Here is a 20,184-nt window from a genome sequence, read left to right as displayed (position 1 = left end):
ACGACATGGCCTACTACGAGTCGACCGGGCACCTGCTGCTCACGCCTGTGGATCGGGAGGCGCCGGCGCGTGTGGTGCGGCTGCGCGAACTGGGCCTGGGCGAGCGGGCGGACGGCGAACTGGACGCGTTCGCGCGGCGGGTCGCGGGCGCGCTGGACGCGCCGTACGCGGGGATCAACTTCATCAGCGAGGAACGGCAGTTCTTCGCCGGCCTGCACCACGCGCCCGAGGCCCCGGCGAGCGGCTACCCGGCGCGGGTGCTCGCCCGGGACCACGGCTACTGCCCGTACGTGGTGGTGCGCCGACGCGCGCTGGTGCTGGAGGACGTACGGGACTTCGCGCGCTTCGCGGGCAACGCGGTCGTGGACGAGAGCGGGGTGCGCTCCTACGCGGGCGCGCCGGTGATCGACCGGCGCGGGATCGTGCTGGGGACGGTGTGCGCGGTGGACGTGGTGCCGAGGCGGTGGGGGCTGGCGGGACTGGCGGCGGTGAAGGAGCTGGCGGCCGAGCTGGTGGAGCTGGTGCACGAGCGGGAGGACCGCTGCGGGTGAAGGGCCCCACCGCCCGCTGCCCGCTGCCTGCGGCTCGGGGGGTGATCGTCATCGGGGGCGATTGTCAGTGGCCGGGTCTACGGTCGGAGACGAGGGAGCACCGGTGGCTGGAGAGGAGTCGCGGGGATGGCCACGACAGCAGGGGACGTCAGGGAGATCGCATTGTCGCTGCCGGACAGCAGCGAGAAGCTCGCCTGGGGCATGCCGACGTTCCGGGTCGGCGGGAAGAACGGCAAGATCTTCGCCGCCCTGGCCGAGGACGACACCTCGATCGGGGTGAAGTGCCCCGTGGAGGAGCGGGCCGAGCTGATCGCGGCGGAGCCGGAGAAGTTCTTCATACGTCCGGGTCACGACGACAACTACGCCTGGCTGCGGGTCCGGCTGGCGGCGGTGGAGGACGCGGCGGAGCTGCGCTCGATCCTGACCGACTCCTGGCTCCAGGCGGCCCCCAAGCGCCTCGCCGCGGCCCACCCGGAACTGGGCGGCTGAGGGGCGGGGCCGCGGCGCCGGGGGGTGCGGTCGAGCCGGTGGCCGACGGGCTGGAGGGGGTCGGGGGCGGCGGGGACACCGCGCCGGCCCGCCCCGGGTCGACGGGCTCGGCGTTGAGCACCGGCCTGGGGGGGGCGTCCAGGTCCGGGGCCAGCGCGAGCAGCCGGCCCGGCGGGTCCAGCCAGACCCGGCCCGAGCAGCGCCCCGGGATCCGGGCCACGCGCTCCGGCCCGAACGGGGTCCCGGCCACCTGCCACACCGGGGTCGCGGCGGCCCGCACGGCCAGGGGGAAGGCCCACAGAGACATACACAGGGTAGACCGTCGGCCGCGTCAGATAGGTATAGGGGACAGGTGGGACAACCGTCGTACTGTCTGACCACGCAAGCGGTGATACCCCGGGGGATTGCCTGCCGTTAACCCCCGGGGGTTACGATCCATGTCAGAGCGGTATACGGATCCAGGTCCGAGCCGCCTGGCCACCACAACCAGCCGTTTCGGTGAGAAGGAAGACACACATGATCGGCAACCTGAAGCCCCTCGAGATCCTCCTGATCGTCGCCGTGATCTTCCTGCTGTTCGGTGCCAAGAAGCTTCCCGACATGGCCCGCTCGCTCGGCAAGTCCGCCCGCATCCTCAAGAGCGAGGCGAAGGCGATGAAGAAGGAGGGCGAGGCGGAGGACGCCGCGACCGCCTCTTCCGTCGCCGACCAGGCTCCGCAGCAGCAGGCGGCCCCGCGCACGATCCAGGCCTCGCCCGGTGACGTCACCAGCGCCCGGCCGGTCAGCGAGCCCAACCACACCACCAAGAGCTGACTCCAGCCGACCGAGGTCGCGCCAGTCATCTGCATCGAGACAAGGGACGTGGGTTGCTCAAGTCTGCCCGCAAGCAGGAGAAGACGGACCAGAAGGCAAAGGACGCCGAAGGGCGCATGCCGCTGGTCGAGCACCTGCGTGAGCTGAGAAACCGGCTGCTGAAGTCGGTCCTTGCGATCCTCGTGATCACAGTGGTGGCCGCGTTCTTCTACAAGGACCTCATCGACTTCATGATGAAGCCGATGCTGGACTCCGTCGGATGCACCAACGGCGTGATCGAGCAGCGCAACGGGCGGCCCTGCGCCTCCATGACGGTCAACGGCCTCATCGCGCCGTTCTCGATCGCATTGAAGGTCTCGCTCACCGCCGGTCTCGTGCTCTCCGCGCCGGTGTGGCTGTACCAGCTGTGGGCCTTCGTGGCCCCGGGCCTGCACAGCCACGAGAAGAAGTACGCCGTCGCCTTCGTGGCGGTCGGCGCTCCGCTGTTCGGCGCGGGCGCGGTCCTCGCGTACAACGTGCTGCCGCAGACCGCGGTGATCCTGCTGGAGTTCACCCCGGACAACGCGAGCAACCTGCTGCCGGTCGACGACTACCTCGACCTGGTCACGCGCATGGTCATCGTCTTCGGCCTGGCCTTCGAGCTGCCGCTGCTGCTGATCCTGCTCAACTTCACCGGCGTGCTGACCGCGAAGCGGCTCGCGAGCTGGTGGCGGGCCATGGTGCTGGGCATCACGGTCTTCTCGGCGTTCGCGACCCCCACCGGTGACCCGCTGACCATGCTGGCGCTGGCCGCGCCGATCGTCACCCTGTACTTCGTCGCGCTCGGGGTCTGCCTCTTCAACGACCGCAGGCGGGCACGGCGCAACCCCGATGCCGGCCTCGACGACGACGAGGCCTCCGAGGTGGACCTGACCCCGGCGGCGCTCGGCGAGATCGAGCCCGTGGCCGCCCCCGGCGCCCTGCCCGGTCAGGACGACGGCGGCCGCCGGCGGATCAACGGTTACGACGACGCCACCTGATCCCTGCGGGTAGATTCCCGTGGGTGAGTGCTGAGATCACCCTCTTCGTCAATCCCACCGCCGGACGCGGCCGGGGCGCGCACGCCGCGCAGCCGGCCGCTTCCGCGCTCCGGGAGGCGGGTTTTTCCGTACGGACCGTGGTGGGCGCCGATGCCCCCGACGCACTGGAGCGGCTGCGCGCAGCCGTCCGGGGCGGCACCGGCGCGGTCGTCGCGGTCGGCGGCGACGGCATGGTCTCCCTCGCCCTCCAGGCGTTGGCCGGGACCCTGGTCCCGCTCGGCGTGGTCGCGGTGGGCACCGGCAACGACTTCGCGCGGGCGATGGGGCTGCCCGTAAGGGACCCCGCGCGGGCGGGGGCCCTGGCCGCCGAGGTGCTCAAGGGGGGCCGGGTCCGCGAGATCGACCTCGGCCGGGTCGACGGGGGCACCTGGTACGGGACCGTGCTGTGCTCCGGCTTCGACTCGCGGGTCAACGACCGCGGCAACCGGATGCGGCTGCCGGCCGGCCGGTTCAAGTACGACCTGGCGATGGCCCTGGAGCTGGCCGCCTTCAGGCCCTTCCCGTACCGGATCACCCTCGACGACGGGCCGGCCGTCGAGACCGAGGCCACGCTGGTGGCCGTCGGCAACGGCTCCTCCTACGGCGGCGGGATGCGCATCTGCGCCGACGCGCGGCCCGATGACGGACTGTTCGACATCACCGTCGTCGGCGACTGCAGCCGGGCGACCCTGCTGAAGGTCTTCCCGCGGGTCTACAGGGGGACCCATCTCGGCCACCCCAAGGTCACCGTGTTCCGGGCCGCGAAGGTGACCCTGGAGGCGGCCGGCAGTACGGCCTACGCGGACGGCGAGCCGCTGGGAGCGCTGCCGGTGACCGCCGAGTGCGTCCCCGGGGCCCTGCGGCTCCTGGCGTAGGACGGCTGCGGGGAGGGGGGAGCGCGGGACGGCGTAGGCCGTCCGGACCTCGTCATAAAGATCGCGACTGTTGTCAGGGGCGGCGGGTAGGCTCGACGACAAGATGACCGAAGAACTCTCTCCCGCCGAGCGGTACGCCGCTGCCCGGATCCGCGCCGCCGAAGAGGCCACCGCCCTGGCGCCGTTCCGCGAGATGTACGAATTCGACCTGGATCCGTACCAGATCGAGGCCTGCAAGGCACTGGAGGGCGGCAAGGGCGTCCTGGTGGCCGCCCCGACCGGCTCGGGCAAGACGATCGTCGGCGAGTTCGCCGTGCACCTGGCGCTCCGACAGGGCCGAAAGTGCTTCTACACGACGCCCATCAAGGCCCTTTCGAACCAGAAGTACGCCGACCTCGCCAAGCGCTACGGCGCCGACAAGGTCGGCTTGCTCACCGGTGACAACAGCGTCAACTCCGATGCTCCCGTGGTCGTGATGACCACCGAGGTGCTCCGCAACATGCTGTACGCGGGCTCGCAGGCGCTGACGGGCCTGGGCTACGTCGTGATGGACGAGGTCCACTACCTCTCCGACCGGTTCCGCGGAGCCGTCTGGGAGGAGGTGATCATCCACCTGCCCGAGTCGGTGACCCTGGTCTCGCTCTCCGCCACCGTCTCCAACGCCGAGGAGTTCGGCGACTGGCTCGACACCGTGCGCGGCGACACCGAGGTGATCGTCTCCGAGGAGCGGCCGGTCCCGCTGTGGCAACACGTCATGGCCGGCCGGCGGATCTACGACCTCTTCGAGGAGGGGTCCGACCACGGCGGCCGCGGCTCCGCGCGCCGCGAGGTCAACCCCGATCTGCTGCGGATGGCCCGCGAGGAGAACACCAGCCGCTACAACCCGAAGGACCGGCGGCGCGGGAAGATGGTCCGCGAGGCCGACCGCGAGCGCGAGCGGCGCTCGCGCGGCCGGATCTGGACCCCTTCGCGGCCCGAGGTCATCGCCCGACTCGACGGCGACGGGCTGCTGCCCGCCATCAACTTCATCTTCAGCCGGGCCGGCTGCGAGGCCGCCGTTCAGCAGTGCCTGTACGCGGGCCTGCGGCTCAACGAGGACTCGGCGCGCCTGAAGGTGCGCGAGATCGTCGAGGAGCGGACCGCGTCGATCCCCGCCGAGGACCTGCACGTCCTGGGCTACTACGAATGGCTGGAGGGCCTGGAGCGGGGCATCGCCGCGCACCACGCGGGCATGCTGCCCACCTTCAAGGAGGTCGTCGAGGAGCTGTTCGTCCGGGGCCTGGTGAAGGCCGTCTTCGCCACCGAGACCCTGGCGCTGGGCATCAACATGCCCGCGCGCACGGTGATCCTGGAGAAGCTCGTCAAGTGGAACGGCGAGCAGCACGCCGACATCACCCCCGGCGAGTACACGCAGCTCACCGGGCGGGCCGGGCGGCGCGGCATCGACGTCGAGGGCCACGCGGTGGTGCTGTGGCAGCGGGGCATGGACCCGGCGGCCCTGGCCGGGCTCGCGGGTACCCGTACGTATCCGCTGCGCTCCAGCTTCAAGCCCTCCTACAACATGGCCGTGAACCTGGTCCAGCAGTTCGGGCGGCACCGCTCGCGCGAGCTGCTGGAGACCTCCTTCGCGCAGTTCCAGGCCGACCGCTCGGTCGTCGGGATCTCCCGGCAGGTGCAGCGCAACGAGGAGGGCCTGGAGGGCTACCGGGAGGGCATGACCTGCCACCTGGGGAACTTCGAGGAGTACGCGCGGCTGCGCCGCGACCTCAAGGACCGTGAGAACGACCTGGCCAAGCAGGGTGCCGCCCAGCGCCGGGTGCAGGCGGCCTCCTCGCTGGAGAAGCTGAAGCCGGGCGACATCATCCACGTGCCGACCGGCAAGTTCGCCGGGCTCGCGCTGGTCCTGGACCCGGGCGTGCCGGCCGGACGGTCCAACGGGTACCGCGGGCACGAGTACACCGAGGGTCCGCGCCCGCTGGTGCTCACCGTGGAGCGGCAGGTCAAGCGGCTCGCCGCGATCGACTTCCCGGTGCCGGTCGAGGCCATCGAGCGGATGCGCATCCCCAAGACGTTCAACGCGAAGTCCCCGCAGTCCCGTCGGGACCTGGCCTCCCAGCTGCGGACCAAGGCCGGGCACCTGACGGTCGAGCGCCACTCGCGCGGCCGGGCGGCCGCGGCCGACGACCGCGAGATCGCGCGGCTGCGCACCGAGCTGCGGGCGCACCCGTGCCACGGCTGTGACGAGCGCGAGGACCACGCCCGCTGGGCGGAGCGCCACCACCGGCTGCAGCGGGACACCGAGCAGCTGGAGCGGCGCATCGAGGGCCGGACGAACACCATCGCCCGCACTTTCGACCGGATCCACGCGCTGCTGACGGAGTTGGACTACCTGCGCGAGGGTGAGGTGACCCCGCACGGGCGGCGGCTCGCCCGGCTCTACGGAGAGCTCGACCTGCTGGCGTCGGAGTGTCTGCGGGCCGGTGTCTGGGAGGGCCTGAGCCCGGCCGAACTGGCCGCTTGCGTCTCGGCGCTGGTCTTCGAGGCGCGGCAGTCCGACGACGCGGTGGCGCCGAAGGTGCCGGGCGGCGCGGCGAAGGTCGCGCTCGGCGAAATGGTCCGGATCTGGGGCCGGCTCGACGCTCTGGAAGAGGAGCACGGCATCAACCAGGCGGAGGGCGTGGGCCAGCGCGAGCCGGACCTCGGCTTCGCGTGGGCGGCCTACCAGTGGGCCTCCGACCGCGGTCTGGACGAGGTGCTGCGCGAGGCGGAGATGCCGGCCGGCGACTTCGTGCGCTGGTGCAAGCAGGTCATCGACGTGCTGGGACAGGTGGCCGCCGCGGCGCCTTCGTCCGCCGCGCCGCCGTCCTCCGAGGGCGGCAGCTCGGTGGCCCGCAACGCGCGCAAGGCGGTCGACGCGCTCCTGCGGGGTGTGGTGGCCTACAGCTCCGTCGGCTGATCGGATGTGGGGCTTCCTCCAAAAGTGGCCATGGCCGGATCTCATCTCTTGCCATGATCGATTCGACGTGTCCTGTGCGACGATCGGGCCATGACTGGGGCAGCGGACGAAGGGCCGAGACGGGTCGGTCGGCCACGCGCCGCCCCGTTGCGGCCGGACAGCGGCCGGCCGCCGCGCGAGGAACTCCTCTACGCGGCGGCCGAGCTTTTCACGGTGAAGGGGTACGCGGCCACCACCACGCGGGCGGTGGCCGAACGGGCCGGGATGCGCCAGGCCACGATGTACCACTACTTCGGCGGCAAGGAGGAACTCCTCGCCGAACTCCTGGAGTCCACGGTCGCGCCCTCCCTCGCACTGGCCCGCCGGCTGCTCCTGGAAGCGGACCGGCCCGCCACCCGCCGGCTGTGGGAACTGTGCCGCTCCGACGTGCTGTTGCTGTGCGCAGGCCCGTACAACCTGGGCGCGCTCTACCTGTTGCCCGAGGTCGGCGGGGACCGCTTCGCCCACTTCCGCCTGATGCGCCTCGAACTCAAGGACGCCTACGCCGAGTTGCTCGACGGGACCTGCGTCGCGGCCGAACTCGCCGGAGACCGGGCCGCCCTGGCGCTCCGCAACGACCTGGTCTTCGGGCTCATCGAAGGCGTCATGCTCATCCACCGCTGCGATCCGGCCCGCCCCGTGGCCGCCTTCGCGGAAGCCACCGCCGACGCGGCGCTGCGCGTCGCGGGGATCGCGGAGATCGCGGGCCCCTAGTGCTGTGACCGGAAAGGTTCACCGGGTCTGATGCTGTGCTGGCAGGATCGCTCCGTGGATCTTTCTGAGGGGCTGGCTGAGTGGACGGATTGGGACGGTGCCGCCTTCGTGGTGGGCCGCTCGTGTCTAGGCAGGGTGGTTCGTCGGCAGCGTCACATGTGTATGAGAGCCAGGTACGTGCGGTGCGGTGCGGGTGGGGCGTCGGGGGCCGCGGGTCAGCGGCGCGAGGTGTCGAAGACCTCGTCACGGGTGGCGGCGAGGGCGCGCTCCAACGCCCCGCGCAGCACGGGCCGCTCCCGGACCTCGCCCGTGACCAGCAGCGGCCGGGAGGGGGCGAGGTCCGCGAGCTCGGCTTCGAGGAGTTCGCGCAGCGGTTCGCCGCCCGCGATGGTCAGCGCCCCGGAGAGCACGACGACCTCGGGGTCCAGTACGGCGACCAGGGAGGCGAGGCCGGTGGCGAGCGCGGTGGCGTACTCCCGGAGCAGTTCCAGATGGGCCCCCTCGGGCGAGGCGGCCGCCTGGGCCAGCAGCGCGGCCGCGGCTTCGACCACCGCCCCGGACTCGGCCCCGTGCACGGCTCCGTGGACCGATCCGGAGCCGGCGTCGGCGGCGGGCGGCGCCTCGATGCCGAGCCGGGCCGCCATCGCCGGCAGCACCTGTACGCCGGCCAGCTCCTGGTAGCCGCCCGAGTTGACCCGGGTGACCTGGCGGACCAGCGGGTGGCCGGCGACCGGCAGGAAGCCGACCTCCCCGGCGCCGCCGGTCCAGCCGCGGTGCAGCCGGCCGCCGAGCACGAGGGCGGCGCCGAGGCCCTCCTCGTTCCACAGCAGGACGAAGTCCTCGTGGCCGCGGGCGGCGCCGAGGCTCTGCTCGGCCACGGCGGCGAGGTTCACGTCGTTCTCGTATTCGAGCGGCATCGGCAGGGCCGCCGCCAGCTCGTCGAGGAGGGTGGGGGACTGCCAGCCCTCGAGGTGGTCGGCGTAGCGCAGCACCCCGGTGCGGGGGTCGAAGGAGCCGGGGGTCGCGATGACCACCCGGTGGATGTCGCCGAGGTGCAGCCCGGCGTCCTTGACGGCCTCGCCGAGGGCGCGGGTGACCTGGGCGACCGGCCCGGTGCCCTCGGAGTACGGGAGCTCGTGGCTGCCGATCACCTCGCCTGCCAGGTCGGCGACGGAGGCGAGGATCCGGCCCGGGGTGACGTCGAGTCCGGCGACGTGCGCGGCCCGCGCGTTGACCGCGTAGAGCTGGGCGTTGGGGCCGGGGCGGCCGGTGGCGGTGCCGGTGGCGACGACGAGCCCGGCGGCCTCCAGGCGGGCCAGCAGTTGGGAGGCGGTGGGCTTGGAGAGTCCGGTGAGGTGCCCGATCCGGGTCCGGGACAGCGGACCGTGCGTCAGCAGGAGCTCGAGCGCGGCCCGGTCGTTGAGGGCGCGCAACAGGCTGGGCGTACCGGGGGTGGCGGCGGGCATGGGGTGTTTTCTCCCTCACCGAGGTGAACTGTTAGGTAAGTTTCCTATCAGCGTGTGAGTCGTGTCAATGGCGGCGCCCGTGCTCTCGTCCGGCCACAACCACCGCTGCCCCCGCAGGTCGAGCCTGCGGGGGCAGCGGGGCACGCGTGGGGCGGGTGCTACTTGGAGATCCGGGGGCCGGAGCCCGGCCCGCCGACGGCCGGCGGCGGGATCGGCACGGTCGCCAGGGACTGCGGGGAAGCCGGGTTCGCCAGGGCCGAGGGCGGGGCGACGGCGGCCGAGGGATCGGCCGGCGCCTCGTCCTCGTCGGCCGCGGCGAGGCCCCCGACGATCCCGATGCCCGTGTGGTCGAAGGCCTCCTTGATGCGCCAGCGCAGTTCGCGCTCCACGGCGAACTGCTGGCCCGGCATCGTCTTGGCCGAGACCGACACCGTCATCGAGGCCAGCAGCACCTCGTCCAGGCCCAGCACCTCCACCGGACCCCACAGGCGCTCGTCCCACGGGGACTCCTTGGCCAGGGTGTCGGCGATGTCCTGGACCACCTCGCGGATGCGGGCGAGGCTCTCGGTCGGCTTGACCTGCACGGCCACGGCCGCCGTCGCCCAGCCCTGGCTGAGGTTGCCGATCCGCTTGATCTCGCCGTTGCGGACGTACCAGATCTCACCGTTGTCGCCGCGCAGCTTGGTGACGCGCAGCCCCACCTCGACGACCTCGCCCGAAGCCACCCCGGCATCGATCTTGTCGCCGACGCCGTACTGGTCCTCGAGGATCATGAACACGCCGGACAGGAAGTCGGTGACCAGGTTCCGGGCGCCGAATCCGATCGCCACACCGGCCACACCGGCGCTCGCCAGCAGCGGGCCCAGGTTGATGTCGAGCGCGCCGAGCACCATCAGGCCGGCCGTGCCGAGGATCAGGAACGAGGCCACCGACCGCAGGACCGAGCCGATCGCCTCGGAGCGCTGGCGGCGCCGCTCGGCGTTCACCAGCAGACCGCCCAGGGCCGTGCCCTCGACGGCTTCCGCGCCGCGGTTCATTCGCGTGATCAGCTTGGTCAGGGACTTGCGGACCACCGAGCGCAGGGCGAAGGCGATGACCAGGATGAGCAGGATCCGAAGACCCAGGTACAGCCATCCGGCCCAGTTCTCCTCGATGAAACTGGCCGCGTTCGTGACGTTCTCGTGGGTGTCTCTGATCGTTTGGGACGCGTCCGGGGTGTCGGCTGCGAGGGGTGGCAGGGCGGCAGGCCTGGGCACGGCGGGGTACCTCCAGATGTAGCGTCCTGCCCGCGGAAGGGTGGTGCGGGCAGACCATCCACCCTAACGGGGCACTCGACCCGCCTTGTTGCCCTGTTCGAGGGAGAGACCAGACTCACGTGGGGATGAAACCCGGTGTGGTCGAAAACACCTCGGACCCGTTACGGGCGCGTGGTGGCGCTTCGACCAGCCGTAAGGGGAGACTGGAAAGCAGATCGTCCCGGCGCGAGCCACGCGCCGCCGGCGTACAAGGAGGCAGTCCGTGCCGCACGTCCTGGTCCTCAACGCGTCGTACGAGCCCCTCGGCGTCGTACCGCTCCGTCGCGCGCTCGTCCTCGTCCTGGAGAACAAAGCGATCTCCCTGGAAGAATCCGGCGCCTTTCTGCACAGCGCGACAAGGGCCGTCCCCGCGCCCAGCGTGGTACGGCTCAAGCGTTTCGTGCGGGTCCCCTACCGGGGGCCCGTTCCACTCACCCGCCGCGCGCTGTTCGCCCGGGACGGCGGCCGCTGCATGTACTGCGGGGCCGTCGCCACCAGCGTCGACCACGTGATCCCGCGCAGCCGGGGCGGGCAGCACGCCTGGGACAACGTCGTCGCCGCGTGCCGCCGCTGCAACCACGTCAAGGCCGACCGGCACCTGGTCGACCTCGGCTGGCGCCTGCGGCACCAGCCGGCTCCGCCGTCCGGGCTGGCCTGGCGGATCATCGGGACGGGGCACCGGGATCCGTGCTGGATGCCGTACCTCCAGCCGTACGGGGCGGAAGACGCGCTGGACCGGATCGGGGTCCCGGCGGCCGCGGCCTCCTGACCGGCCCGACCCCAACCCTGACCCCGACCCGGGCCTGCGGAGCCCGGGCCTGCGGAGCCCGGGACCCTGGGGCTCCGGTCACGGGGTCGACGCGAAGGCTTGCGCGTGCAGCAGGCTGCAGCCGAACCGCGTCGCGCGGGCCTCGCACGTGACGCGCACGAAACGGGCCGGCGGCGCCGCCGGGTCCAGGTGGACCGTGTCCAGCCCGCCCCGGGAGGCGACCGTCGCCGACGGGTGCCAGGACACGCCGTCCGCGGAGGTCTCCACCCGGAATCGGGACGGGTAGGCCTCCTGCCAGTGCAGGCGCAGCAGGCCGACCCGGGTCGGGGCCGGCAGTTCCGCCTGCCACCAGGCGCCGTCCACCGCCGGGGACGACCAGCGGGTCGTCGGGGAGTCGTCCAGCGCGCCCGAGGCCGGGAACTGCGGGGTCTCGTCCGCCGAGGACGAGGCCCGGGCGCGGCGCAGCAGGTCCGGGCCCCCCGTGCGCGGGAAGGCGCGCACCTTCAGGGTCCGGGTCTCGGAGCCGAAGGCGACCGGGACCTCGTAGGTGCCCGGCGCGGTGCCGGCCGCGACCGCGACCTCCACCGGGAGGGCGACCGTCGTGCCGCGCGGAGCCGCGGCCGTGGCCGGCAGGCGGACCTCGATCCCCTGCGGCGGCGCCGCGGACAGGGGACCGCGGACCTCCCCGGGGCGGAGCGGGGACAGCGAGGCCCGCACGGGCCGAGCCGGCCCGCCGATCTCCGCGTCCACGGTGTCGGCCAGCTCGAAGCGGGCCTCGGGGCCGTCCGCCGTCCACGGGACCACGCCGTGCACGGCCGGAGCCGGACCCGACCAGACGAGCCGGACCGCGTCGGCCCGCAGTCCCCCGATGTCCGCCTGGGTCCAGCCCGAGGCCGCCGCCTCGGCGACCTTGCGCCAGCCCTCGCCCGGCACGTGCGCCTCGACCGCCGCGCCCCGGCTCCCGGGCGGCAGCGGGTCGGTCATGACGGTCACGACCGAGACCGGGCGGGCCGCCGGCAGCCGGAGCGTCCAGGAGTCCGCGGCCTCGGCGACCGTGCCCGCCGCCTCCCGGGCCGCTCCCGTCCACGCGTCGGCCTCGGCCGCCGCCCGGGCGAGGAAGGGGTCCAGCACCGCCTTGTCCACCCGTACGTCGCCGGCCGCGCTCTCCGAGAGCGCCTTGACGGCGGCAGACAGGGCGCGCGAGGACTGCCAGGCCGCCGCCCCGTCCCCCCGCGCCTGGGCCTGCAGGACGTCCAGGGCCAGCTCACCGGCGCTCCCGTAGCGCGCGAGCCGCGACAGCCAGGGCCCCGCCTCGCCGGCGAGGTCCGGCAGCCGTGCGGGTGCCTCGCGCAGGACGCGGAAGGCGGCCCGCAGCCGGTCCGCGGCCGCCGGGTCGCCGGCGCCCCGCGCCCGCCAGAACTCCTCGGCCAGCGGTGCCAGGTACGCCGACTCCGGCTGGGCCAGGACGGAGGAGGCGTTGTTCCCGGCCAGCGCGGCCAGCGCCTCCCGGGCCCCCGGGTCCGGGCCGGCGAGCTCGGCGACGGCCGCCGCCCACGATTCGGCGGCCCGGTAGCCGCGCGGGTTCCAGGCGAAGTCCGCCGCCGTGAACAGCGGGATGCGCGACAGCGTGCCCTGGGGCATCGCGTTGGCCAGCACGGCCGCCGAACCGCCCGCCACCGCCGGGTCCCGGCCCGTGTGGGGGCCGAGGAAGATCCGGCCCGGATCCCAGTCGTTGACCGGGTAGTTGTCCATCGTGACCAGCGGGTGCCCGAGCGCGGAGCGCGCCCCGGCCAGCTCGTGCCCGGTGATCGTGCGCGGCAGGACGCCCACCCCCGTCCACGCCACCTCGACCCGCTCGTCCAGCGCCCCGGCCAGCGCCGTCCGGTAGGCCGTCGCGCCCTCCTGGTAGTACTCCGTCGGCAGCAGCGACAGGGCGGGCGCCCCCGGGTAGCGCCCGGCCAGGTGCGCGGCCAGCTCGCCCGCGACCTCCGCGTGCGCCCGCGCGGCCGCCTCCGGGCCCTTGCCGTACCGCTCGCGGTCGGCCCGGCAGCCCCACTCCGTATAGCTGACGTCCTGGAACTGCACCTGGAACGCCCGGAATCCGAGGTCCCACATGGCGTCCACCTTGCGCGCGAGCGCCGCCCGGTCGGCCGCCGAGGACAGGCACATCGACTGCCCCGGAGCCACGGCCCACGCGAGGACCACCTTGTTGGCGCGCGCCCGCTCCGCCAGGGTGCGCAGCTCGGCGGCCTGCGCCGGCGGGTGGTCCCGGCGCCAGTCCGTGGTCCGGTACGGGTCGTCGCCGGGCGCGAGCAGCAGCCGGTTCTGCTTGGTGCGGCCCATGAACTCGACCTGGGCGAGCCGCTGTCCGGCCGTCCAGGGAGTCCCGTAGAAGCCCTCGGTGATCCCGCGCACGGGCGCGGACGGCCAGTCCCGCACCAGCACCCCGGGGACCTTCCCGCCGCCCCGGGCCAGCAACTGGCGCAGTGTCTGCGCCGCGTGGAACGCCCCGTCCTCGCCCGTGCCGGACAGTGCCACCGTCTCCCGGCCCTCGGCCCTGCCCACCGCCAGCCGGTAGCCGCCGGCCGGCAGATCGCCGGCCGCGGCCGCGCCCAGCTGCTCGAGTGCCCGTTCCGCGCCCGGGCCCTGGAGCCGTACGACGGGGATCCGCGCGGGCAGCGGGTCCGTGTCGGCCCGCTCGTGCAGGGTCCGTACGCCCGCCCCGCGCAGGGCGTCCCGGACCACCTGGGCGGCGTACGGGTCCGCTCCGGCGGGCAGCACCAGCACGGCCTCCGCGCCCAAGGCGACCTCGCGCGCCGGGTCGGCGGCCATGGACCGCGGCCGCGGCCACACCGCGGGCCCCCGGTCGGCGGCGCGCCCCGGATCGGAGCCGGGATCGAGCAGGGGCACGGGCACGGGGCCGGGCGGGGGGTCGAGGAGGCGGCGTGGCGGTCGGCGGCCTTCTCGCCATGAGCCCCGGCGCCCGGGCCGCCGTCCTCGGCGGCCGGATCCTGCCGGAGCTGATCCGAGTGGCCGACGTGGACCCCGAACTGCTCGTGAGCGACTTCGGGTTCGCCTTCGTCGAGGAGTCCGTGCGCCGACGGCTGGCCGCGGCCGAAGTGCTGGTGACCGGCTGGGGGTGCCCTCCGCTGGACGAAGAGGCGTTGGCCCTGATGCCGCGGCTGCGGGCCGTGGTGCACGCGGCGGGCAGCGTCAAGAACCATGTCACCCAGGCCTGCTGGGACCGCGGGGTGCTGGTCTCCAGTGCCGCCGCCGCGAACGCGCTGCCGGTCGCGGAGTACACGCTCGCCGCCATCCTCTTCTCCAACAAGCGCGTCCTGGAGTCGGCACACGCCTACCGCGGGACCCGCGCCCCCATCGACCTGCTGCGCCGCTACCCGGCCATCGGCAACTACCGCCGCACGGTCGGCCTGGTCGGCGCCTCTCTCATCGGGCGCCGGGTCCTGGAACTGCTGCGCCCCTTCGACTTCCGGGTGCTCGTGCACGATCCGTACGCCGACCCGGCCGAGCTCACCGCCCTGGGCTCGGAACCCGTCCCGCTCGACGAACTCCTGCGCCGCAGCGACGTCGTGAGCCTCCACGCTCCCGAGCTGCCGCAGACCCGCCACCTGCTGAACGCCTCCCGGCTGGCCCTGATGCCGGACGGGGCCACCCTCGTGAACACGGCGCGCGGCTCGCTCGTCGACACCAGGGCGCTGACCGAGGAGCTGCTCTCGGGGCGGCTGCACGCCGTCCTGGACCACACCGAGCCGGAGGTGCTGCCCGCCGTCTCCCCGCTGTACAACCTGCCGAACGTGCTGCTCACCCCGCACGTGGCGGGCTCCCTGGGCGGGGAGCTGGAGCGGCTGGCGGCCACGGCCGTGGACGAGGTGGAGCGCTACGCCCTCGGCCTCGGCTTCCGCCACCCCGTCGACCGCGACCGGCTCGGCTACTCGGCCTGACGCTCCCCACGGGACGCTGCGACCAGCGCCTCCAGGTGCTCCCGGCCCCGCGCGAGCTGCCCCGGCAGTTCGGCGGCGCCGGGATACCAGCGTTTCTCGTACTCCCAGCACAGCCAGCCGCCCGGCGGCAGCAGGGCCACCGCCTCGCCGAGCGGCAGCACTCCGCCGCCGAGTCCGAGCGGGGTCAGCTCGTCCACCGACCGCACGTCCTTGACCTGGGTGTAGCCCAGGTGCGCGGCCAGGGCCCGGCTCGACTCGGCCGGCGGCTCACTCCCCAGCCAGGTGTGCAGTACGTCCCACAGCGCGCCCGCGCCCGGGTGCGCGACCCGGTCGAGCACCCGGGCCGTGGCGGTCCCGGTGCGGTGCGAGTCGTGGGTCTCCAGCAGGATCCGCACCCCGTGCCGCTCGGCGAAGGGCGCGGCGGCCAGGAGCCGACGGACCGCGTGGGCGTCGGCGTCCCGCCAGGACTGTTCGCCGCCGCCGGGGAAGACCCGTACGTAGGGGGCTTCGAGGTCGGCGGCGAGCCTGACCAGGGCACGGATCTCGGCGAGCACCGGCTCGTCGGGGCCGGGGGCGGCCACCTTGGCATACCCCGCGACGGTGAGGGCGGTAACACCGGCGGCGGTCAGGGTTCGCAGGCCGGCCGCGCGGTCGGCCCGCGGACTGCCGGGGTGCAGGGGCTCTTCGGGGTGGGCGCGCAGTTCGAGGCCGTCGTAGCCGTGGGCGGCGGCGCGGTGGATCCGCGCACCATCAGCTCGGCGGGCAGCATGGTGATGCCGCCCGGGGGCAGTGCTCTGCGGCCGGTGACGAGCTGGGCGGCGAGCACGCCCGCCTCGCGCAGCGGCACCCGGACGGTGGTGAGCGGCGGCGCGGTGTCGACGCAGACGGGCAGGTCGTCGAATCCGGCGACGGACACGTCCTCGGGTATCCGCAGGCCGGCTTCGCGCAGGGCGGCGGCGACCCCGGTGGCGACGGTGTCGTTGGCCGCGGCGACGGCGGTGAAGGGGGCGCCGCGGCGCAGCAGTTCGCGGGTGGCGTCATACCCCGCGGAGCGCTCGAACCCGGCGTGCACGGTGAGGGCGGCGCACCGCTCGGGCAGTGCGGGGTCGTGGTCGTGCAGGGCGTCCCGGTGACCGGCGAGGCGCTCGCGTGTGGTGCTCAGCCCGGGTGGGCCCGCGACGTAGGCGATCCGGCGGTGGCCGAGCGCCAGCAGGTGCTCGGTGAGCCGGAAGGCTCCGGCGCGGTCGTCGAACATGACGGTGGCGACGGGGAGTCCGGCGGGCATGGGCAGCGGGGGGCGGCCGCACAGCACCACGGGGGCGCCGGTGGCCGCGATCCGGGCGAGGCGGGCGGCGAGTGCCCGGGTGTGCTCCGGCTCCTCGACGGCTCCGCCGGTCAGGACGACACCGCCGGCCCGCTGGCCCTCCAGGAGGGCGAGGTAGGCGAGCTCGGCGGCCGGATCCCCCTCGGTGTTGCAGACGACGGCGAGCCTGCGGGCATCGCCCTGGCCGCTGGGCGCCAGGGCGCCCTGCAGGGCGCCGGCGAGGATCCCGAAGAAGCTGTCGGCGACGTCGTGGACAAGGACGCCGATGAGGTCGGAGGTGGCCGCGGCCAGGGCCCGCGCGGGGCCGTTGGCGATGTAGCCGAGGTCCTCGACGGCCTGCTCCACCCGGGTCCGGGTGGCGCCGGCCACCGGATATCCGCCGTTGAGCACGCGCGAGACCGTCGCGGGCGACACCCCTGCCCGCACCGCCACTTCGGCGAGCGTGACTGCCATCAGACCCCTCCTTCCGATCGTCCCCGGTCATCGTCTCATCCGGTGTGTGGATCTCCATAGTCGCCGATTGAGAAAGCGCTTTCTATCACCCGTAAGAGTCTTGCACCGCCGCGTTGCGCGGCCCTAGCCTGTTGGAAGTGAAAGCGCTTTCTATGCTGCTTTCCCTGCAACACCGCACAAGCCACACCGCACAAGACGAAGGAGGGGGACACCGTGGAGCGCAGGACGATCAAGATCGCCATGAACGGCGTCACCGGGCGGATGGGATACCGCCAGCACCTGGTCCGCTCCCTGCTCGCACTGCGCGAGCAGGGCGGACTCGACCTCGGCGACGGCACGGTGCTGTGGCCGGAGCCGGTGCTGGTCGGGCGCCGCGAGGCGGCCCTGCGGGCCATCGCCGACCGGCATGGGCTGGAGCACGTCAGCACGGACCTTGACGCGGTCCTGGCCGATCCCGGGGTCGAGGTCTACTTCGACGCGCAGGTCACCAGCGCCCGCGAGGCGGCCGTGCGCAAGGCCATAGCGGCCGGCAAGCACGTGTACTGCGAGAAGCCCACCGCCCTGACCTTCGCGTCGTCCCTCGAGCTCGCCCGGCTGGCCGACGCGGCCGGGGTCAAGCACGGAGTGGTGCAGGACAAGCTGTTCCTGCCGGGCCTGCTGAAGCTCAAGCGGCTCATCGACGGCGGGTTCTTCGGCGAGATCCTCTCCGTGCGCGGGGAGTTCGGCTACTGGGTCTTCGAGGGCGACTGGCAGCCCGCCCAGCGGCCGTCGTGGAACTACCGGACGCAGGACGGCGGCGGGATCGTCGCCGACATGTTCCCGCACTGGGAGTACCTGCTGCACGAGCTGTTCGGCCGGGTCCGCACGGTGCAGGCACTGACGCGCACCCACATCGGCCGCCGCTGGGACGAGGAGGGCAAGCCGTACGAGGCCACCGCGGACGACGCGGCGTACGGAACCTTCGAGCTGGAGGGCGGTGCGGTCGCGCAGATCAACTCCTCCTGGGCGGTCCGGGTCAACCGCGACGAGCTGGTGGAGTTCCAGGTCGACGGGACGCACGGCTCGGCGGTCGCCGGGCTGCGCGGCTGCCGGATCCAGCACCGCGCGGCGACGCCGAAGCCGGTGTGGAATCCGGACCTGCCGCTGACCGAGCGGTTCCGCGACCAGTGGCAGGAGGTCCCGGACAACAACCCCGCGGACAACGGCTTCAAGGCCCAGTGGGAGCTGTTCCTGCGCCACGTCGTCCTGGACGAGCCCTGGCAGTGGGACCTGCTGGCCGGGGCCCGCGGGGTGCAGCTGGCCGATCTCGGACTGCGCTCCTCCGCCGAGGGCCGGCGGCTCGCGGTGCCGGAGGTGACGCTGTGAGCATCCGGCTCCCGTCGATGGACGGCGGTTTCCGCCCGCACACGCCGACCAGCGTTCCGCTGGCCCCGCTGAACTGCGCCCCGGCCGGCAGCCGCACCTTCTATTCGGCCGCGCACGTGGTCGCCGATCCCCTCTTCGCCTCGGCCGACTCCGCGCCGGTGATCGACTGGGAGACCACACTGGCCTTCCGGCACCGGCTGTGGGCGCAGGGGCTCGGCGTGGCCGAGGCCATGGACACAGCGCAGCGCGGGATGGGCCTGGACTGGCAGGTCGCCGCGGAGCTGATCCGCCGGTCGGCCGCCGAGGCCCGGTCGGTGGGCGGGCGGATCGTCTGCGGGGCGGGCACCGACCAACTGTCCGCGGACACGCTGCATTCGACGGCCGCCGTCACCGCGGCGTACGAGGAGCAGCTGGCGCATGTCGAGGCGTGCGGTGCGGGCTCCGTGCTGATGGCCTCGCGCGCCCTCGCCGCCGCGGCGCGCGGCCCCGAGGACTATCTGGAGGTGTACGGGGGGCTGCTGCGCCAGAGCGCCCGGCCGGTCGTCCTGCACTGGCTGGGGCCGATGTTCGACCCGGCTCTGGAGGGCTACTGGGGGCACGAGGACCTGAACGAGGCGACGGAGGTCTTCCTGAAGATCATTTCTGAGTGTCCGGAGAAGGTCGACGGGATCAAGGTCTCGCTGCTCGACGCGGGACGCGAGGTGGACATCCGGCGGCGGCTGCCGGCGGGGGTGCGCTGCTACACGGGGGACGACTACCACTATCCGGAACTGATCGCCGGGGACGGGGAGCTGGCCAGCGACGCCCTGCTGGGCATCTTCGATCCGATCGCCCCGATCGCGGCCCGTGCGGCGCTCGCGCTCGACGAGGGGGATCCGGCGGGGTTCCGGGAGCTGCTGGATCCGACGGTGGCGCTCTCGCGGCACCTGTTCGCACCGCCCACCCGCTACTACAAGACGGGGGTGGTCCTGCTGGCCTGGCTCGCGGGATACCAGGAGCACTTCGCGATGGTGGGCGGGCTGCACTCGGCCCGCTCGCTCCCCCATCTGGCGACCGCGTACGAAATGGCCGACGACCTGGGCCTGTTCCCGGACCCGGAGCTCGCCGAGGCCCGGATGCGTCAGTTGCTCTCCCTGCACGGGGTTTCGTCGTGAACGGGGCACCGGCACCGGCGCCGGCCCGGCTCAGCCTGAACCAGGAGACGATCCGCCAGTGGTCGCTGCCCGAGCTGGTCGCCGGGTGCACGGCGGCCGGGGTGGGCGCGGTCGGGCTGTGGCGCGATCCGGTGCGGAGGTTCGGGGTGCGGGAGGCGGCGAAGCTGGTCGCCGGTGCGGGGCTGCGGGTCAGCTCGCTGTGCCGGGGCGGCTTCTTCACCGCCGCCGACCCCGCGGGGCGCGCCGCCGCCCTGGAGGACAACCGCCGGGCCGTGGAGGAGGCCGCCGAGCTGGGGGCCGATGTGCTGGTCCTCGTCTCGGGCGGACTGCCCGAAGGCGACCGGGATCTGGCGGGGGCCCGGGAGCGGATCGTCGACATCCTGGGCGAGTTGTCGCCGTATGCCGCCGGGTTCGGGGTGCGGCTGGGGATCGAGCCGCTGCATCCGATGTACGCGTCGGACCGCTGCGTGGTCTCCACGCTCGGGCAGGCCCTGGACATCACCGAGCGGTTCCCCGCGGAACGGGTCGGGGTGGTGGTCGATTCCTACCACCTGTGGTGGGACGAGCGGCTCCCCGCCGAGCTGCGTCGGGCCGGCGAGGGCGGGCGGATCGTGTCCGTCCAGGTCGCCGACTGGGTGACCCCGCTCCCCGAGGGCGTACTGCTCGGCCGGGGGCAGTTGGGCGATGGCTCGATCGACCTCAGGGCCTTCCGGGAGCTGACCGACGCCGCCGGGTACCGGGGGCCGGTGGAGGTGGAGATCTTCCATCCGGGGCTGTGGGCCCGGGACGGTGGAGAGGTGCTGCGGGAGGTGGTCGAGCGCTACCGCGAACACGTCGGGTGACGCGGGCGCCCGGGGGCACGGGGCGGCGCGCACGCGCGCGGATGAGCTGGGGATACCCC

The 20,184-nt window shown here is 73.6% G+C and carries 17 protein-coding genes; 12 read left to right on the top strand and 5 right to left on the bottom strand.

Annotated elements, in window-relative coordinates; genetic code table 11:
* Nucleotides 1–5: 5 nt before the first annotated feature.
* The 7 genes from DRB89_RS37590 (at nucleotide 6) to DRB89_RS37560 (ending at nucleotide 7,495) form a co-directional block, all read left to right on the top strand.
* Nucleotides 6–551: a GAF domain-containing protein gene (locus tag DRB89_RS37590; RefSeq protein WP_112452540.1), complete on the top strand. Its 546-nt coding sequence runs from the start codon at nucleotides 6–8 to the stop codon at nucleotides 549–551.
* 126 nt (nucleotides 552–677) lie between these two features.
* Nucleotides 678–1,040, top strand: a complete 363-nt coding sequence (locus DRB89_RS37585; RefSeq protein ID WP_112452541.1) for an MmcQ/YjbR family DNA-binding protein — start codon at nucleotides 678–680, stop codon at nucleotides 1,038–1,040.
* A gap of 516 nt (nucleotides 1,041–1,556) precedes the next feature.
* Nucleotides 1,557–1,853: a Sec-independent protein translocase subunit TatA gene (tatA, locus tag DRB89_RS37580; RefSeq protein ID WP_112452515.1), complete on the top strand. Its 297-nt coding sequence runs from the start codon at nucleotides 1,557–1,559 to the stop codon at nucleotides 1,851–1,853.
* 53 nt (nucleotides 1,854–1,906) lie between these two features.
* A complete protein-coding gene (gene tatC / locus DRB89_RS37575; protein ID WP_112452514.1) occupies nucleotides 1,907–2,872 on the top strand; it encodes a twin-arginine translocase subunit TatC in 966 nt (321 codons plus the stop codon).
* Between the two features lie 23 nt (nucleotides 2,873–2,895).
* On the top strand, nucleotides 2,896–3,786 hold the full coding sequence (locus DRB89_RS37570; RefSeq protein WP_112452513.1) for a diacylglycerol kinase: 891 nt from the start codon (nucleotides 2,896–2,898) through the stop codon (nucleotides 3,784–3,786).
* 103 nt (nucleotides 3,787–3,889) lie between these two features.
* A complete protein-coding gene (locus tag DRB89_RS37565; protein ID WP_112452512.1) occupies nucleotides 3,890–6,742 on the top strand; it encodes a DEAD/DEAH box helicase in 2,853 nt (950 codons plus the stop codon).
* A 90-nt stretch (nucleotides 6,743–6,832) separates the two neighbouring features.
* Complete coding sequence (locus tag DRB89_RS37560; RefSeq protein ID WP_112452511.1) at nucleotides 6,833–7,495, top strand: TetR/AcrR family transcriptional regulator; 663 nt, start codon at nucleotides 6,833–6,835, stop codon at nucleotides 7,493–7,495.
* Nucleotides 7,496–7,710: 215 nt separating this feature from the next.
* Here the strand turns inward: DRB89_RS37560 and DRB89_RS37555 are convergent, their stop codons facing one another.
* The gene (locus tag DRB89_RS37555) at nucleotides 7,711–8,961 is read right to left on the bottom strand and encodes an ROK family transcriptional regulator (RefSeq protein ID WP_112448844.1); all 1,251 of its coding nucleotides are present in this window, start codon (nucleotides 8,959–8,961) and stop codon (nucleotides 7,711–7,713) included.
* Nucleotides 8,962–9,119: 158 nt separating this feature from the next.
* Complete coding sequence (locus DRB89_RS37550) at nucleotides 9,120–10,157, bottom strand: mechanosensitive ion channel family protein (protein ID WP_112453418.1); 1,038 nt, start codon at nucleotides 10,155–10,157, stop codon at nucleotides 9,120–9,122.
* A 322-nt stretch (nucleotides 10,158–10,479) separates the two neighbouring features.
* On the opposite strand from DRB89_RS37550, the gene DRB89_RS37545 reads away from it, so the two are divergent.
* Nucleotides 10,480–11,025, top strand: a complete 546-nt coding sequence (locus DRB89_RS37545; protein WP_112448843.1) for an HNH endonuclease — start codon at nucleotides 10,480–10,482, stop codon at nucleotides 11,023–11,025.
* 78 nt (nucleotides 11,026–11,103) lie between these two features.
* Here DRB89_RS37545 and DRB89_RS37540 read toward each other — a convergent pair whose 3' ends face one another.
* Nucleotides 11,104–13,941: a beta-N-acetylglucosaminidase domain-containing protein gene (locus DRB89_RS37540; protein WP_239516566.1), complete on the bottom strand. Its 2,838-nt coding sequence runs from the start codon at nucleotides 13,939–13,941 to the stop codon at nucleotides 11,104–11,106.
* Between the two features lie 53 nt (nucleotides 13,942–13,994).
* Here DRB89_RS37540 and DRB89_RS37535 point away from each other — a divergent pair, with 53 nt between their 5' ends.
* Nucleotides 13,995–14,987 (top strand): hydroxyacid dehydrogenase, encoded by a 993-nt coding sequence (locus DRB89_RS37535; RefSeq protein ID WP_112454459.1) that lies wholly within the window; start codon nucleotides 13,995–13,997, stop codon nucleotides 14,985–14,987.
* On the opposite strand, the gene DRB89_RS37530 is transcribed toward DRB89_RS37535, so the two are convergent.
* Nucleotides 14,975–15,727, bottom strand: a complete 753-nt coding sequence (locus DRB89_RS37530; protein ID WP_162689018.1) for a sugar phosphate isomerase/epimerase family protein — start codon at nucleotides 15,725–15,727, stop codon at nucleotides 14,975–14,977. The genes DRB89_RS37535 and DRB89_RS37530 overlap by 13 nt on opposite strands.
* Nucleotides 15,613–16,764, bottom strand: a complete 1,152-nt coding sequence (locus DRB89_RS37525) for a LacI family DNA-binding transcriptional regulator (RefSeq protein WP_112463628.1) — start codon at nucleotides 16,762–16,764, stop codon at nucleotides 15,613–15,615. Before DRB89_RS37525 ends, DRB89_RS37530 begins: the two co-directional genes overlap by 115 nt.
* 213 nt (nucleotides 16,765–16,977) lie before the next feature.
* Between DRB89_RS37525 and DRB89_RS37520 the strand changes: the two genes are divergently transcribed.
* From DRB89_RS37520 to DRB89_RS37510, 3 genes are read left to right on the top strand one after another with little or no spacing between them, the layout of a single operon-like run.
* The gene (locus DRB89_RS37520; RefSeq protein ID WP_162688897.1) at nucleotides 16,978–18,129 is read left to right on the top strand and encodes a Gfo/Idh/MocA family oxidoreductase; all 1,152 of its coding nucleotides are present in this window, start codon (nucleotides 16,978–16,980) and stop codon (nucleotides 18,127–18,129) included.
* The gene (locus tag DRB89_RS37515; protein WP_112452756.1) at nucleotides 18,126–19,283 is read left to right on the top strand and encodes a dihydrodipicolinate synthase family protein; all 1,158 of its coding nucleotides are present in this window, start codon (nucleotides 18,126–18,128) and stop codon (nucleotides 19,281–19,283) included. Before DRB89_RS37520 ends, DRB89_RS37515 begins: the two co-directional genes overlap by 4 nt.
* The gene (locus tag DRB89_RS37510) at nucleotides 19,280–20,125 is read left to right on the top strand and encodes a sugar phosphate isomerase/epimerase family protein (protein ID WP_112452755.1); all 846 of its coding nucleotides are present in this window, start codon (nucleotides 19,280–19,282) and stop codon (nucleotides 20,123–20,125) included. Before DRB89_RS37515 ends, DRB89_RS37510 begins: the two co-directional genes overlap by 4 nt.
* Nucleotides 20,126–20,184 lie beyond the last annotated feature (59 nt).

It is taken from the genome of Streptomyces sp. ICC4, assembly GCF_003287915.1.
In the GTDB taxonomy this organism is placed as follows: domain Bacteria; phylum Actinomycetota; class Actinomycetes; order Streptomycetales; family Streptomycetaceae; genus Streptomyces; species Streptomyces tritrimontium.
Note: the sequence above shows the minus strand (reverse complement) of the source record. Positions and strands in the feature narration are given on the sequence as shown.

What these genes read in the sequence shown, in the direction of transcription:
- DRB89_RS37590 (WP_112452540.1), top strand. Translation starts at nt 6, where the DNA reads ATGGCCTACTACGAGTCGACCGGGCACCTGCTGCTCACGCCTGTGGAT.
- DRB89_RS37585 (WP_112452541.1), top strand. Translation starts at nt 678, where the DNA reads ATGGCCACGACAGCAGGGGACGTCAGGGAGATCGCATTGTCGCTGCCG.
- tatA (WP_112452515.1), top strand. Translation starts at nt 1,557, where the DNA reads ATGATCGGCAACCTGAAGCCCCTCGAGATCCTCCTGATCGTCGCCGTG.
- DRB89_RS37565 (WP_112452512.1), top strand. Translation starts at nt 3,890, where the DNA reads ATGACCGAAGAACTCTCTCCCGCCGAGCGGTACGCCGCTGCCCGGATC.
- DRB89_RS37560 (WP_112452511.1), top strand. Translation starts at nt 6,833, where the DNA reads ATGACTGGGGCAGCGGACGAAGGGCCGAGACGGGTCGGTCGGCCACGC.
- DRB89_RS37555 (WP_112448844.1), bottom strand. Translation starts at nt 8,961, where the DNA reads ATGCCCGCCGCCACCCCCGGTACGCCCAGCCTGTTGCGCGCCCTCAAC.
- DRB89_RS37535 (WP_112454459.1), top strand. Translation starts at nt 13,995, where the DNA reads ATGAGCCCCGGCGCCCGGGCCGCCGTCCTCGGCGGCCGGATCCTGCCG.
- DRB89_RS37525 (WP_112463628.1), bottom strand. Translation starts at nt 16,764, where the DNA reads ATGGCAGTCACGCTCGCCGAAGTGGCGGTGCGGGCAGGGGTGTCGCCC.